This window comes from Amycolatopsis sp. NPDC004747 (assembly GCF_053601335.1).
In genome coordinates this window covers 1-14,244 of the sequence record NZ_JBSGBQ010000031.1, presented here as the reverse complement: position 1 = coordinate 14,244, position 14,244 = coordinate 1, and the positions used below count along the sequence as shown (strand labels likewise).

The 14,244-nt window shown below is 71.9% G+C and carries 17 protein-coding genes; 6 read left to right on the top strand and 11 right to left on the bottom strand.

Annotated elements, in window-relative coordinates; genetic code table 11:
* The first annotated feature begins 5 nt into the window (after nt 1–5).
* Genes ACWEGE_RS36495 through ACWEGE_RS36480 form a run of 4 tightly spaced genes read left to right on the top strand, consistent with a single transcriptional unit; the run spans nt 6 to nt 2,684 of the window.
* Nucleotides 6–146: a hypothetical protein gene (locus ACWEGE_RS36495; RefSeq protein ID WP_449665046.1), complete on the top strand. Its 141-nt coding sequence runs from the start codon at nt 6–8 to the stop codon at nt 144–146.
* Nucleotides 147–157: 11 nt separating this feature from the next.
* On the top strand, nt 158–1,084 hold the full coding sequence (locus ACWEGE_RS36490) for a phosphotransferase enzyme family protein (RefSeq protein ID WP_449665045.1): 927 nt from the start codon (nt 158–160) through the stop codon (nt 1,082–1,084).
* Between the two features lie 29 nt (nt 1,085–1,113).
* Nucleotides 1,114–1,803 carry a TetR/AcrR family transcriptional regulator gene (locus ACWEGE_RS36485; protein WP_449665044.1) on the top strand — a complete coding sequence of 230 codons (690 nt, stop codon included), beginning with the start codon at nt 1,114–1,116 and terminating at the stop codon, nt 1,801–1,803.
* Between the two features lie 32 nt (nt 1,804–1,835).
* The gene (locus ACWEGE_RS36480; protein WP_449665043.1) at nt 1,836–2,684 is read left to right on the top strand and encodes an LLM class F420-dependent oxidoreductase; all 849 of its coding nucleotides are present in this window, start codon (nt 1,836–1,838) and stop codon (nt 2,682–2,684) included.
* On the opposite strand, the gene ACWEGE_RS36475 is transcribed toward ACWEGE_RS36480, so the two are convergent.
* Together ACWEGE_RS36475 and ACWEGE_RS36470 are read right to left on the bottom strand one after the other, a co-directional pair.
* Complete coding sequence (locus tag ACWEGE_RS36475; RefSeq protein ID WP_449665042.1) at nt 2,685–3,413, bottom strand: nitroreductase/quinone reductase family protein; 729 nt, start codon at nt 3,411–3,413, stop codon at nt 2,685–2,687.
* A gap of 200 nt (nt 3,414–3,613) precedes the next feature.
* On the bottom strand, nt 3,614–4,441 hold the full coding sequence (locus ACWEGE_RS36470) for a hypothetical protein (RefSeq protein WP_449665041.1): 828 nt from the start codon (nt 4,439–4,441) through the stop codon (nt 3,614–3,616).
* 61 nt (nt 4,442–4,502) lie between these two features.
* Here ACWEGE_RS36470 and ACWEGE_RS36465 point away from each other — a divergent pair, with 61 nt between their 5' ends.
* Nucleotides 4,503–6,026, top strand: coding sequence for an AMP-binding protein (locus ACWEGE_RS36465; protein WP_449665040.1), 1,524 nt, complete (start codon nt 4,503–4,505; stop codon nt 6,024–6,026).
* Here ACWEGE_RS36465 and ACWEGE_RS36460 read toward each other — a convergent pair.
* The 8 genes from ACWEGE_RS36460 to ACWEGE_RS36425 all read right to left on the bottom strand — a co-directional run bounded on the left by ACWEGE_RS36460 (nt 6,023) and on the right by ACWEGE_RS36425 (nt 13,073).
* Nucleotides 6,023–7,129 (bottom strand): epoxide hydrolase family protein, encoded by a 1,107-nt coding sequence (locus tag ACWEGE_RS36460; RefSeq protein ID WP_449665039.1) that lies wholly within the window; start codon nt 7,127–7,129, stop codon nt 6,023–6,025. The genes ACWEGE_RS36465 and ACWEGE_RS36460 overlap by 4 nt on opposite strands.
* Nucleotides 7,126–7,671, bottom strand: a complete 546-nt coding sequence (locus ACWEGE_RS36455; protein ID WP_449665038.1) for a dihydrofolate reductase family protein — start codon at nt 7,669–7,671, stop codon at nt 7,126–7,128. The genes ACWEGE_RS36460 and ACWEGE_RS36455 overlap by 4 nt, the downstream gene beginning before the upstream one ends.
* A gap of 7 nt (nt 7,672–7,678) precedes the next feature.
* Nucleotides 7,679–10,000, bottom strand: coding sequence for a molybdopterin-dependent oxidoreductase (locus tag ACWEGE_RS36450; RefSeq protein ID WP_449665037.1), 2,322 nt, complete (start codon nt 9,998–10,000; stop codon nt 7,679–7,681).
* On the bottom strand, nt 9,997–11,022 hold the full coding sequence (locus ACWEGE_RS36445; RefSeq protein WP_449665036.1) for an LLM class flavin-dependent oxidoreductase: 1,026 nt from the start codon (nt 11,020–11,022) through the stop codon (nt 9,997–9,999). The genes ACWEGE_RS36450 and ACWEGE_RS36445 overlap by 4 nt, the downstream gene beginning before the upstream one ends.
* Nucleotides 11,019–11,510: an SRPBCC family protein gene (locus ACWEGE_RS36440; RefSeq protein ID WP_449665035.1), complete on the bottom strand. Its 492-nt coding sequence runs from the start codon at nt 11,508–11,510 to the stop codon at nt 11,019–11,021. Before ACWEGE_RS36440 ends, ACWEGE_RS36445 begins: the two co-directional genes overlap by 4 nt.
* A gap of 61 nt (nt 11,511–11,571) precedes the next feature.
* Nucleotides 11,572–12,075 carry a winged helix-turn-helix transcriptional regulator gene (locus ACWEGE_RS36435; protein ID WP_449665034.1) on the bottom strand — a complete coding sequence of 168 codons (504 nt, stop codon included), beginning with the start codon at nt 12,073–12,075 and terminating at the stop codon, nt 11,572–11,574.
* A gap of 32 nt (nt 12,076–12,107) precedes the next feature.
* Nucleotides 12,108–12,683, bottom strand: a complete 576-nt coding sequence (locus tag ACWEGE_RS36430) for a GNAT family N-acetyltransferase (protein WP_449665033.1) — start codon at nt 12,681–12,683, stop codon at nt 12,108–12,110.
* Nucleotides 12,684–12,692: 9 nt separating this feature from the next.
* Nucleotides 12,693–13,073, bottom strand: a complete 381-nt coding sequence (locus ACWEGE_RS36425; RefSeq protein ID WP_449665032.1) for a cupin domain-containing protein — start codon at nt 13,071–13,073, stop codon at nt 12,693–12,695.
* A gap of 52 nt (nt 13,074–13,125) precedes the next feature.
* On the opposite strand from ACWEGE_RS36425, the gene ACWEGE_RS36420 reads away from it, so the two are divergent.
* Entirely contained in the window at nt 13,126–14,091 is a 966-nt protein-coding gene (locus ACWEGE_RS36420) for a helix-turn-helix domain-containing protein (RefSeq protein WP_449665031.1), read from the top strand.
* Here ACWEGE_RS36420 and ACWEGE_RS36415 read toward each other — a convergent pair.
* A partial coding sequence (locus ACWEGE_RS36415) for a hypothetical protein (protein WP_449665030.1) occupies nt 14,048–14,244 on the bottom strand: 197 nt, incomplete at its 5' end. The two genes, ACWEGE_RS36420 and ACWEGE_RS36415, sit on opposite strands and share 44 nt — an antisense overlap.

Here is a 14,244-nt window from a genome sequence, read left to right as displayed (position 1 = left end):
ACGGTATGACCCCACCAGGCCTTTTCCCAGAGGACAACGCCGCCGCGACCGGGCTGCCCGGGATCCGGTTCGGCTGCCACGTCTCGAATCCCGCGCTGGCGCGCACGCTGCCGGCCGCCCGCGAGCCGGAACGGTCGATCAGCTGAGCACCTGGGCGATGGCCGACTTCCAGGCGAACTCACGGCCGTTCGCCGAGCTCGACCGCGCCGGGCGGACCCGCCGCCTGCGCCGGCTCGCAGAAGCGGCGTTGACGTCCTACGCCGTGCCGGTGGCTCGCCTGACCCCGCTGGCCAACGGGCACAACACGGTGTTCCGGGTCGACGGCGCCGACGGCCACCGGTACGCGCTGCGGGTGCAGCGGCCGGACGGCCCCGGCGTCGCGCAGGTGCGGGCCGAGATGGCCTGGCTGGCCACGCTGTGCCGCGAAACCGATCTCGTGGTGCCTCAGCCGGTGCCGACGCGAGCGCGGGACCTGGTCACCGTGGTCGCCGACCCGGCCGTGCCCGAACCGCGCACCTGCGTGCTCGCCCACTGGGTCGAGGGCCGGTTCCTCGACGAGCGGCTCAGCGCGCCGCAGCTCTACGCGGTGGGCGAGGTCACCGCGCGGCTGCACCTGCACGGCGCGCGGATGAACGGCCTCGACCGCCGCCGCGTCGACGACCTGACCGAGTTCGGCCGCACGCAGGTGGACGGCTTCTCCGCCGCGGTCGTCGACCGGGCCGTCGCGGCGGCCGGCGGCGACGAGCGGATCCGCGGGGCGGTGGCCCGCGTCCGCGCGGTGCGAACGGAGCTGGGGTACGGCTCCGACGCGTTCGGCCTGGTGCACGGCGACCTGCACCAGGACAACTACCTGCTGCACCGCGGCCGGGTGCGCGTGATCGACTTCGACGACTGCGGGTACGGGCACTACGCCTACGACCTCGCCGTGGCGCTCGACGCACTCCGGCACCTGCCCCAGCGCGAAGAGCTGAGAGAGGCGCTCCTGGACGGCTACCGGTCGGTCCGCCCGGACGCGGCCACGACGGACGCGGGCGTGCTGGCCGCCTTCGCCGGGCTCCGGCGGGTCCAGCTGCGGCTGCGCTGACCGCTACAGAACGACGTTACAATTGCTACATGGCCGGACGATCGAGCAACGCCAGCAGCACCCGCGACCGCCTGCTCATGGCCGCCGGCCAGCTCCTGCACGAAGCGGGCGACGGGCCGGTGTCGACCCGGGCGATCTGCGAACGCGCCGGCGTCCAGGCCCCCACGCTGTACCACCACTTCGGCAGCAAGCAGGGGCTGCTCGACGCGGTCGTCAACTACGGCTTCACCCAGTACGTCCAGGCTCCGGAGCCGGGCGGCGACCCGGTGGACCGGATCCGCGCGGGCTGGGACCGGCACGTCGAGTACGGCTTGGCGCACCCGGCGTTCTACGTGCTGCTCTACGGCCAGATCGAGCCGGGCGTGCCGTGCAACCTCACCTCCAGCGCCGAAGCGATGCTGCTGGAGCTCTTCACGCCGCTGGCGCGCGACGGCCGCCTGCGCGTCGAGGCGGCGGAGGCCGCGCGGCAGTTCGCGGCGGCCAACAGCGGCGTGACGCTCAGCCTGATCGCCCAGCCCGAGGAGAGCCGGGACCTGGCGATGTCCGCGCAGGTCAGGGAGTCGGTGCTGGCCGGGCTGCTCGCCGACCGCCCCACCGGGAGCACCTCCGTGAGCGCCCTCGCTGTCGCTTTGTCGACCGCACTCGAGGACGACGACCGCGCCTTGACCCCGACCGAACGCCTGATGCTGCGGGAGTGGCTGCACCGGCTGGCTTCCTGACAGCGCTCGCTACATTTGCTACATTGCTCGATATGGCAAATGTATCGAGCAGGTTCGGCGTGTTCCTGGCCCCGCACCGCGACGACGTGGTCCGCAAGGAGCAGGCGATCGCGGCGGACGGCCTGGGCTTCGGCGCGGTCTGGCTGGGCACCGGCCGCCACTCGGTCGGCGACCTCGCGCTGGTCGAAGCCATCCTCGCCGCCACCGAGCGGATCACCGTGGCGACGGCGATCGTCAACGTGTGGGTCGACGAGCCGGAGACGCTCGCCGCGTCCTACCACCGGCTCGCGGGCCGGTACGGAAAGCGCTTGCTGCTCGGCGTCGGCGTCGGCCACCCCGAGTCGGTCACCGGATACCACAGCCCGTACGCCAAGATCGTCGACTACCTCGACCGCCTCGACGCGGCCGGCGTCCCGGCCGAAGCCCGGATCCTCGCCGCGCTCGGCGACCGCGTGCTGGAGCTGGCCGCCGAGCGCACCGCGGGCGCCCACCCGTACCTCGTGCCGGCCGCGCACACCCGGCACGCGCGGGCGATCCTCGGCCCGGGCAAGCTGCTGGCGCCGGAGCACAAGGTGGTCGTGGACGACGACCCGGTGGCCGCGCGCGCCATCGGACGGCCGTACGTCCGGATCCCCTACCTGGGCTTGCGCAACTACGTGAGCAACCTGCTGCGCCACGGGTACACCGAGGCCGACGTCGCCGGCGGCGGCAGCGACCGCCTGATCGACGACCTCGTCCTGCACGGCACGCCGGAAACGATCGCCAAAGGACTGCTGTCCCATGTGGACGCCGGCGCCGACCACGTGGCGGTGCAGGTGCTCGGCCCGTCACCCGAGGCGGAGCTGGCGCACCAGCGGCGGCTGGCCGAAGTGCTGCTCTGATCAGCCGGGCGCGGGCAGCAGGGCGTTCAGCGCGGCGACGAGCGTGCGCTCCTCGTAGGCGAAGTGACTGTCCAGTTCGGACTTGAGCCGGTCGAACTCCGCGCGCAGCCGCACCGGGTCGGCTTCCCGCTCGACGAGCTGCCGGACCTCCTCCTGCAGCCGCGCGACGACGACGTGCTCTTCGTCGAGCTTCGCCAACGTGGGTGCCAAGGCGGGGAACCGCTCGGCCAGCAACGGGAAGATGTTCCTGGCCTCCCCGGTGTGGTGCCGGGTGAGGGCCGTACAGAACCCGGCGCAGCGCAGCCGCAGCTCGCGTGGGGTGCCGCAGTCCAGCTCGGCTCGAATTTCCTTCAGCTCGCCGCGCAACCAGTCGTGCATCTCGACCAGCCAGTCGCCCATGCGGCGCGCGGTGTCGACCCGGTGCAGCTCGACGACGGGCAGGATCCGGGTCGTGCGCGCCTGGTAGTCCGCGAACCCCGGCGCCCGCTCGATCACCTCGGCGAACAGCTTGTCGCGGTCCGGCGGGAGCGCCGCCATCGCCTCGAACGTTTCGGTGTCCGTTTCCACCAGGACGAGCGGGTTGTGCCGGATGTTGTGGTACCAGGCCGGGTGCTTCGGCGCGCCCATCGCGGAGGCGACGACGACCAGCCTGCCGTCGATGTCCAAGGCGCCCAAGGGAACCCGGTGCTTCCGGCCCGTCCGGGCGCCGGTCGTGGTGAGCTTGATCAAACTGGGTGGTCCTTTCCGATGACGGAGTTCACCGGAGGCCGAGAGGCCGACACGAAAGGCACGGCTCCGCCCAGGCCGGGCAGAACGTGTCGATCTCAAGGGGGCTTGAGTAGCCACTACCTCCGTGTGTCGGCCCATCCGGGGCGCAAACCGCACGTTACCAACCGGACCGGCGGCCGGCCATCCCTTAACCGCGTAGCTCAGCGGGTGGCGTCGGCGGCTTTCCGCGCGGCGGTGGCGGCCGCGTCGGCTTCGTCGAAGGCCGCTTTCGCCGTCTCGAACTCCGCCGCCGCCCGCTCGGCGCGTTCCTCGGCTTCCGCCAGGCGCTCGCGCAGGTCGTCGACGCGGGCGGTGGCCTGCTCGGCCGCGCGCTCGGTGCGGACGAGGTCACGCTCGGCCACCGCGCGCTCCTTGTCCCGCTCGGCGGCTTCCTTGCGCAGGCGCTCGCGTTCGGCGCGGACCCGCGCCCGCTCCTGCTCTTCGCGCCGGTGGTCCCGCTTCGGCCGCGCCGGTTCGGCCTTGTCCACCAGCTTCGCCGGGCGCTTCCCGGTGGCGGGCGGGGCGCTCGCGGCCAGGCTGAACCACTGGTCGGTGTCCTGGTGCGCGACCGACGTCAACCGGCCGGCGAGCGCCAGCGCGGCGGTGTCCGGCTCGGCCGCGACGGCCTCCAGGGTCGCCTCCACCTCGCGGGTCACCGCGTCGCTCATCGACGGCAGCTCGTGGAGGATCCGCCGCACGAGCTCGCCACGGCGCCGGGTCAGCGCGCGCAGCTCGTCGCCGGCCAGGCGAGTGTGCGCGTCCCGCAGCTCGGCGCCGAGCTCGGCCAGCTCCCGCAGCTGGTCGGAGTCGTCCCTGGCCAGGCCGTTGACGATCGCCGCGGCCGTGGTCGGCTTGCGAAGCTGCTGGATCCGCTTCGCGAGCTCGGCGTCTCCTCCGGCCTTCGCCTCCTTGGCCGCCGCGTTGCGCGCGCTGACGAACTCCGCGAGGTCGCCCCCGTAGAGCTCGCCGGCCACCGTGTCGAAGTCCATCGTGGTCCAGCGAACCACATCGGACTGGTGCGAGCACCCGGTGAAGGGTCATCATCGGGGGATGTTCTTCGATCTGGGTGTCCGGGACTTCCTCGACCGCGCGGAAACGGTGTACCCGGACCGCGTCGCGGTGGTCGACGAGCCGGACCAGCCGGCGCCGAGCTGGGGTTCGCTCACCTACCGCGAGGTGGCGCGCCGCGCCCGCGCGCAGGCCGCCAACCTCGACGCGCTGGGGGTGCCGTCCGGCGGGCGCGTCGCGATGGTCTCGCACAACGCCGCCCGGCTGCTCGTGTCGTTCTTCGGCGTGTCCGGCTGGGGCCGGATCCTGGTGCCGGTGAACTTCCGGCTGGCTCCCGCCGAGGTCAAGTACATAGTGGAGCACTCCGGGGCGGAGGTGCTGATCGTCGACCCGGAGCTCGAGCACCTGCTCGACACGGTGACGGCGAAGCACGTGTTCGTCCTCGGCCGCGACGACGACGCCATCTGGGGCGGCGACGGCACGCCCCGGCCGTGGGACGGCGACGAGTCGGCCACCGCCACCATCAACTACACCTCGGGCACGACCGCCCGGCCGAAGGGCGTGCAGCTCACCCACCGCAACATCTGGCTGAACGCCGCGGTCTTCGGCCTGCACACGACGTTGAGCGACAACGACGTCCTGCTGCACACGCTGCCGATGTTCCACTGCAACGGCTGGGGCATGCCGTACGCGGTGACCGGCCTGGGCGGGCGGCACATCGTGCTGCGCAAGGTCGACGGCACCGAAATCCTCCGGCGCATCGAGGAACACGGCGTCACCATCCTCTGCGCGGCGCCCGCGGTGGTCACGGCGGCGCTGGACGGCGCGGCGAAGTGGGACGGCGAGATCCCCGGCCGTAACCGCGTCCGGATCGTCGTGGCCGGTGCGCCGCCGCCGACGCGCACGATCGAGCGCGTCCGGGCGGAGCTGGGCTGGGAGTTCATCCAGATCTACGGGCTCACCGAGACCGCGCCGCTGCTGACGGTCAACCGGATGCGCAGCGAGTGGGCGGACCTCGACCCGCACGAGCAGGCGCGGCTGCTGGGCCGCGCGGGCACGCCGGCGCTGGGCGTCCGGATCGCCGTCGACACCGACGGCGAGGTGCTCGCCCAGTCGAACCACAACCTCGACGGCTACTGGGAGAACCCGGCTGAGACCGCCCGGGTCACCGACGGTGGCTGGTTCCACACGGGCGACGGCGGCACGTTCGAGGACGGCTACCTGACGATCGCCGACCGCAAGAAGGACGTCATCATCTCGGGCGGTGAGAACGTGTCGTCGATCGAGGTGGAGGACGCGCTCAACTCGCACCCGGCGATCCGCGAGGCCGCGGTCATCGGCATCCCGGACGAGAAGTGGGGCGAGCTGGTGACGGCGCTGGTCGTGGTCGAGGGCGACGTCACGGCCGAGGAGCTCATCCGGCACTGCCGGGGGTACCTGGCCGGGTACAAGTGCCCGAAGCGGATCGAGTTCCTGGCCGAGCTGCCCCGGACGGCCACCGGGAAGATCCAGAAGTTCAAGCTACGGGAGCCGTTCTGGCAGGGGCAGTCCCGCCAGGTCAACTAGCGGACCAGCCGGAAGAAGGTCCGCACCTCGTCGGCGAACAGCTCGGGCTGCTCGTACGCCGCGAAGTGGCCGCCGCGGTCCAGCTCGTTCCAGTGCCGGATGTCGGTGTACCGCTTTTCGGCCCAGCGGCGCGACGGCCGGGGCATCTCCGCGGGGAAGATCGAACAGCCCGCCGGCACGTCCACCGTGTCGTCCGTCGCCTCCGAGAACCACTTCTGGACCTTGCGGATGCTCTCCCAGTACAGCCGCGCCGAGGACGCCGCCGTGCCGGTGAGCCAGTACAGCGTGACGTCGTCCAGCAGCTCGTCGCGGGTGAACGGGAAGCCGTCGGACCAGGCGTGGAACTTCTCCACCAGCCAGCCGCACAGCCCCGCCGGGGAGTCGAGCAGGCCGTAGCCGATCGTCTGCGGGCGGGTCGACTGCAGCACCGAATACCCGTCTTCCCAGCGCTGCGCGTGCTCCAACGCCTCCAGAGCGGCCCGCTCGGACGGCGTGAGGTCGTCGAACGTCGCCGGGTCCGGCGCCGCGATCGGCGGGTTGAGGTGGATGCCCGCCAGGTGCGCCGCGTCCTGCTGGGCCAGCGACGTCGTCACCGATGTCCCCCAGTCGCCGCCCTGGGCGCCGTAGCGCGAGTACCCCAGCCGGGCCATCAGCGAGGCCCAGGCGGCCGCGATCCGCTCGATGCCCCAGCCCGGCGACGACGGCTTGTCGCTGAAGCCGTAACCCGGCAGCGACGGGATCACCAGGTGGAACTCCGCCGAAAGCGGCTCGATGACCTTCGAGAACTCGAGGAACGAGCCGGGCCAGCCGTGGGTGAGGATCAGCGGCAGGGCGTCCGGATCCGGCGCGCGCACGTGCAGGAAGTGGATGCCCAGCCCGTCGATTTCGGTGCGGTACTGCGGAAACCGGTTGAACCGGGCTTCGACCCGGCGCCAATCGTAGGAACCGGCCCAGTATTCGCACAGCGAGCGCAGGTACTCCAGCGGCGTGCCCTGGCTCCAATCGGCCACGGCCTCGGCTTCGGGCCAGCGCGTCCGCCGCAGCCGCGCGCGCAGGTCTTCGAGGTCCGCCTCGGGGACCTCGATCCGGAACGGTGAGATCACGCGGGCACGTAGGTCAGCTGCACGACGCCGTTGCCGAACGTCGCCGACTTCTTCAGCTCCAGCGGGAACGACGGCCCGTCCGCGGGGAACAGGCGCTTCCCGCGGCCCACGACGACCGGGTACAGCAGCAGGTTCAGCTCGTCGGCCAGACCCTCGGCCAGCAGCCACCGCACCGCCGTCGGGCTGCCGCTGGTCATGATGTCGCCGCCGGGCTCGGCCTTCAGCGCCCGGACCGCTTCGACCGGGTCGCCGGTCAGCAGCGTCGAATTGTTCCAGGTCACTTCCCGCAGCGTCGACGAGAGCACGTACTTGCGCACGTTGTTCATGAACTCGGCGCCCTCGTCGTCCTCGACGGTCCGGCCGGGCCACGCATCGGCGAACCCTTCGTAGGTGACGCGCCCGAGCAGCATCGCGTCGGCGGCGGCCATCCCGCTGCCGACCGCCTGGCCGATTTCGTCGCTCCAGTACCGCAACGACCACTTGTCGGGCGCCTCGACCACGCCGTCCAGCGAAATGAACAGGTTCGCGACGATCTTGCGCATGGTCCCACTATAAACCGGCGGAAGGGCCCGTTCGTCCACTCGCGACGGTCCGGCTGTCCGCCTCGGCCCGGGCCCGCTCCCGCTCGGTCGCCGGTTCCAGGCGCGCCGGGACGTCCTTGTGGTGCGGCGTCCCCGCGATCGGGTCGCGGTCCAGCGCGTCGGTCAGGAGGTTGATCCGCGGGCCGCTGACCACCCGGCGGCCGTCCGCGGCCGGGTAGGCCATGCCGTAGCCGTGCGGCAGCGCGAGCTGGCCCGGCCGCAACGCGGGGTCGGCCTCGGCGCGGACGACCACCCGGCCCGCCGGTGTCACGACGGCCACCCAGTCGCCCGGCGCGGCGCCGATCGACGCCAGTTCTTCGGGCCGCGCGCGCAGGGCGCCGTCCGGATCCGTGCGGCGCCAGCGCGGGTCGCGCAGGATCTGGTTCGCGTTGTGCGCCCGCCGCTGCCCGTTGAGCAGCGAAAACGGGAACGCCGGATCGGGCCGTTCGGCGGCCGGGTCCAGCGCGGCCAGCCAGTCGAGCAGTTCCGGCACGGCCAGCCGGACGCGCTCGCGGCGCAGCAGGCTCCACACTTCGTCCTGCTCGTGCGCGGAAAACGGCGTCGGACCGGCCAGGACGCGCTCGAAGAGCTCTTCCCCGAGCCGCGGGCCGGTGGCCGAGCTGCCCAGCGCGCGCTGCACCGGCACGGTCATCGTCTTCGCCGCGCGGTGGCAGCCCGCCCACAGCGGCGCGATCGACGCCGCGCCGTCGGGCAGCGACGCGCCCAACGTGCGGTAGAGCAGCACGGGCAGGATCGCCGCGCGCTCCGGCATCGCCTGGACCAGCGCGCCGAGACCCGCCTGCAGCTGCGCCCGCGGCCCCGCGGCCAGCTCGCCGAGGACGTCGGACGGCGGCAGCACGCCGAGCGCGTCGAAGAGCCGCGCGTAGATCTCGGCTTCGACGAGCGTGCCCGGCAGCGGATCCAGCAACGGCCGCCGCAGCTGGAAGTAGTTCGTCGGCCATTCGAAGGTGAAGAGCGTGAACTCCCACTTCTCGTGCTGGGACGCCGCGGGCAGCACGTAGTCGGCCAGCGCGGCCGTCTCGGTGTAGGCGACGTCGACGACGACGGTCAGCTCCGCGGCCTCCAGCGCGCGTTCGACGTCCCGCGTCCCGGCGAAGGTGTTGGCCGGGTTCGACGACTCCACCCACACCGCGCGGACGTGGTTCGGGTGGTCGGCGAGGACCTCCTCGGCGAGGGTGTTCGCCGGCAGCAGGCCGCCGATGTACTCGAAGCCGGTGATCTCCGAGCGCTGCCCCGTCGTCGCGCCCCACAGCGGCAGCAGCCACGAGTGCAGGTTGTTCGTGCCGCGCCGGCCGAAGTGCCCGGTGAGCAGGTACAGCAGCTTCTCGAGGTAGCTGTTGAGCGTCGAATGCCGCCCCTGCTGGATGCCCAGCTCGACGCGCACGGTCATCGCCTCGGCCGCGAGGATCAGCTCGACCGCGCGCTCGACGTCCACACGGGACACTTCGGCGTGCGCGATCCACTCGTCCACCGGCACCTTCGCCAGCACGGCGGCCACCTCGTCGAAGCCTTCGGTGCGCTCGGCGAGGAACCGCTCGTCGGCGCCACCCCGTTCGAGCAGCAGCGCCAGGATGGCGCCCAGCAGGTAGGCGTCGGTGCCCGGACGCAGCGGCAGGTGCAGATCGGCCAGTTCCGCGGTCTCGGTGCGCCGCGGGTCGATCACGATCATCCGGCGGTCCGGGTCGTTCTTGAGCGTGTTGAGCGCGTGCCGGGCGTTGCTGAAGCCGTGTGCCTGCCAGGGGTTGCAGCCGAGCACGACCAGCAGGTCGCAGTGCTCGACGTCCTCAGCGGTGTGCACGATCGTCGAGCCGAACAGGTGCCCGTTGACCCAGAAGTCGCCGGTCTTCTCCTGCGAGAGCGCGTTGAAGTGCCGCGTGGAGTTCATCCACTTCAGCAGCGACGTGCCGTACGCGCCGCCGGAGTGGTTGCCCTGCCCACCTCCGCCGACGTAGGCGAACGAGCCGGGCCGCCCGGCCGCGGTGTCGGCGTCCCGGATCGTGTGCAGCTTCGCGGCGATCTCGGTGAGCGCGGTCTCCCAATCGACCGGCTCGTGCGTGCCGTCGGGACGCCGGCGCAGCGGCGTCGTCAGGCGGTCTTCGTGGTCGCCGTACCAGGTCAGGCGCTGCGCCTTCTGGCACAGGTAGCCCGCCGAGCGCGGGTGGGCCTTGTCGCCGCGGACGCGGGTGATCTTCCGGCCGTCGAGCTGCACCTCCAGCCCGCAGTTGAGGTAGCAGAGGCTGCACGCGGTGCGCTGCCAGTCGCCGGTCATGTCAGCTCCAATGCGCGACCGAGCGTCGTGAGACGCGCTTCGAGTGTTTCGCCGGCCGGGTAGAGCCGGACGGTGTCGATGCCGGCGTCGCGCCAGACGCGCAGGCGTTCGCGGACCATCTCTTCGGTGCCGATCAGCGTCGTGGCCAGCACCATTTCGTCGGTGACGAGCGCGGTTGCGCCCTCGCGGTCACCGGCCTGCCAGCGCTCGCGAACCTCGGCGGCGACCTCGGCCCAGCCCTGGCGGCTGTAGGCGTTGTTGTAGAAGTTCGTGGTGGCCGAACCCATCCCGCCGAGGCTGAAGGCGAGTTCTTTCTTGCGGCTGCCGACGAGGGTGCGCAGCTCGTCTTCGTTGTCCGCGAAGGCGACTTCGGCGCCCTGGCAGACGTCGATGTCCTCGCGCTTGCGGCCCGCCTTCGCGAGTCCGGCGTCGAGGTGGGCGAAGTACGCGTCGGCGCCTTCGGGCACGAAGCTGGTGCCGAGCCAGCCGTCCGCGACCTCGCCGGTGAGCTCCAGGAGCTTCGGCGACAGCGTCGCGAGGTAGATCGGGATGTCCGGGTTCGGCGCCGTGGACAGCCGCATCGGGCGCGCTTCGCCGGGCAGCGGAATCTCGAAAGCCCGGCCTTCGAACGCGATCTTCTCGCCCGCGAACGCCTGGCGGATGATCTCGACGGTTTCGCGCATGCGCGTCAGCGGCTTGGCGAACGGGACGCCGTGCAGGCCCTCGATCACCTGCGGACCGGACGGGCCGAGCCCGAGCGCGAACCGGCCGCCGGAGAGGTCGGCCAGGGTCAGCGCGGCCTGCGCGATGGCGACCGGCGTGCGCGTGCCCAGCTGGATGATGCCCGAGCCGAGCCGGATCCGGTCGGTGCGGGCGGCGAGGTAGCCGAGCGCGGACGGCGCGTCCGAGCCCCAGGCCTCGGCCACCCAGCAGACGTCGAGGCCGAGCTTCTCCGCCTCCAGCACGAAGTCCAGCGTCGTGCGGGTGTCCGTGGAGAACTCGACGGTGGTCGCGGTCTTCATCGGCTTTCGATCCGGGCTTTGATCGCGGCGAGGTTGCCCTGCATCGCCGTCTCGAACTCCCGCATCCGGACGAAGACGATCTTCTGCTCCTTCTCCGGCATCCGGTCGATGGCGAACGACAGCCCGGACCGGCCCGGGCCCATCCGCATCCACTGGCTCAGGCGCGTGCCGCCGGCGTCGGGCTCGAGGGTGAACTTCCAGACGGCGCTGGGTTCCTCGGGGTCCTGCACGGCCCACGCGAACACCCGCGGCGCTTCGCACTCCACGACGTACGACGTCGTCTCCCACTCGCCGAACGCGTCGTGCTTGCTGCGGCCGCGGAACTTGCGGCCTTCTTCGCACCACTCGACGGACTGGAGCTCCGGGCTCAGCTCGGGCATCAGCGAGATGTCCGAGACCACCGGCCAGACGACCTCGGGCGCGGCGTCGATCCAGGTCGAAACCTCGGCCGTCGGCAGGTCGGCGTACCGCGCACCCGTCCACTCCATCGTGGTCCCTTCTCCTCGCCTGACCACGATAGTTGCGTAGATAGACCTAGCCTGTCAACGGCTACTCCTGCCGGGCGAAGCGCTCCTCGACGTCCGGCCGCCGGGCCAGCCGGGGCGGGAAGCCGGGGCCGCGGCGCATCCGGGTGTCGTCCGGGGTCATCGGCTCCCGGCACTCGGCGCAGACGGTTTCGGCGTGCGTGTCGTGTCCGCAGGCGAGGTGGTGCACGGTGATCGGCGGGCCGGCTTCGGTCGCGAGCCACTTGTCGCCCCAGCGGGTCATCGCGAGCAGCACCGGGTAGAAGTCGCGGCCCTTTTCGGTGAGCACGTAGTCGTAGCGGACGGGCTCGGTCTGGTAGGGCACCTTTTCCAGGAGCCCCTCGTCGACCAGCCGCTTGAGCCGGTCGGCGAGGGTGTTGCGCGCGATGCCGAGCGCCTGCTGGAACTCGTCGAAGCGGCGCACGCCGTAGAAGGCGTCCCGAAGCACCAGGGGCGTCCACCAGTCGCCGAGCAGGTCCATGGTGCGCGCGATCGAGCACGGCCACTGCGCGAACGATGTCCGTTTCATGTGGGCGAGGGTACGCCGTTCTCAGGAAGGACTCAGCAGGTCAGCCGCATGACGACCCGCCGCGCGGTCGGACGGCTGACTTCGGCGAAGCCCGCGTCGGCGAAGATCCCGGTCGTGCCGACGAACAGTTCGCCGGGCCAGGCGAGCTTCTCCCCGGGCTTGACGACCAGCGGGTAGCCCTCGACCGCCCGCGCGCCCTGCTCGCGGGCGAAGTCCGCTGCCGCCTTGGCCAGGGCCGCGCTCACCCCTTGGCGCCGGAAGCCCTTGCGCGTGACGAAGCAGGTGACGGCCCAGACGCCGTCGTCCGCCTTGTCCTCGTCACGACCGGCCCAGACCAGCCGGCTGTTGAGCAGGCGGCGGTAAGCCGTGCGAGGCTCGACCGCGCACCAGCCGGCGGGCTCGCCGTCGAGGTAGGCGACGAGCCCGGTCGCGTGGTCGGCTGTCTGCGCGCGCAACCGCTCGGCCCGGTCTTCGGCGGTGCCCGACCGCCACTCGGCGGGCGTGTCCTTGAAGTACTGGCACCGGCAGCGGGCGGGATCGCCGCGGTCGCCGAAGATCGCCTGCAGGTCTTCCCAGGACACCTGGTCGACGGGTACGACAGTCAACATTCCCCGACGTTAGACGAGGTGGCCGGTGGTCACGTCGACGTGGTCGGGCACTTCGTCGTGTTCGTCGCCGACGCTCAACGTCCCGGCAGGCTCGACGAGCAGCACGCTCGCGCCGGCCTTCGACGACGGCTTGTGGAACGTGCCCTTCGGGACCACGAAGACCTGCCCGCGCCCGAGCGTGACCACCCGTTCGTCCGGATCGCGCAGGCCGATCTCGATCTCGCCGTCCAGGACGAGGAAGAACTCGTCGGTGTTTTCGTGGACGTGCCAGACGTGCTCGCCGTCGAACCGGGCGAGGCGGATGTCGTAGTCGTTGACGCGGGTGACGATCCGCGGGCTCCAGGCGGCGTCGAAGCTCGCGAGGACTTCGTTGAGGTCGATCGGGTTCATGCGGGTGATGCTCGTCCTGGCGTTTCGCCGGCGCGAGTGCTAGGAATCGCACATGCCGCAAGAATTCTCGCACCGGGTCGTCGCGATCGTCACCGAGGAGTCGAACCCGTTCGAGATGGGCGTGGCGACCGAGCTGTTCGGCCTCCGCCGCCCCGAGCTGGACCGGCCCTGGTACGACTTCACGCTCTGCGCGGCGACGCCGGAGGTGCGGATGAACCTCGGCATGTTCACGCTCTCGGGCGTCGCCGGGCTCGAGGCCGCCGACACGGCGGACACCCTGATCGTCCCGGCCCGCCCGAACACCGGCGTCCCGACGGACCCGGCGATCACCGCGGCGATCCGCCGGGCGGCCGGCCGCGGTGCCCGCTTGGTGAGCTTCTGCACGGGAGCGTTCGCCCTCGCCGAAGCGGGCGTGCTGGACGGCCGCCGCGCGACGACGCACTGGCAGTGGGCGGCTTCGCTGGCCAAACGGTTCCCCAGGGTGCGGTGGGAACCGGACGTGCTGTTCATCGACGAGGGCAACGTCCTGACGGCGGCGGGCAGCGCGGCCTCGCTCGACCTCGGCCTGCACATCATCCACCGCGACCACGGCGCCGAAGTCGTCAACGCGGTCAGCCGCCGGCTGGTCTTCACCGGCCACCGCGACGGCGGCCAGCGGCAGTTCATCGCGCGCCCGGTGCCGTCGGTGCCGGAGACGTCGCTGGCCCCGGTGCTGGCGTGGGCGCTGGAGCGCCTGGACCAGCCGCTAACGGTCCCGGACCTGGCCACCCGCGCAGCGACCAGCCCGGCGACGCTGCACCGGAAGTTCCGGGCGGAGCTGGGGACCACCCCATTGGCTTGGCTGACAACGGAACGCGTGACGTTGGCGTGCCGCTTGATCGAGCGGGGCGAGCTGCGACTGGACCGGGTGGCGGCGTTGAGCGGCTTCGGAACGGCGGCGAACCTGCGGGCCCAGTTGCGGCGTCACACCGGCCTCAGCCCGAGTGCTTATCGCCGCCGCTTCGGCCCGGCGGCCTGAGGCGCGTGATCAGCTCGCGCGCCTCCGGGCGGCAGAGGTCGCTGGTGAGGGCCAGCAACCGGGCGGCGGAGACGCGGATGTGACGCGGGGCCTGGTCGTCGTGGGCGATCTCCCGCGCGACGACCGCGGCGGCTTCCCGGTGGCCGCGGTGCA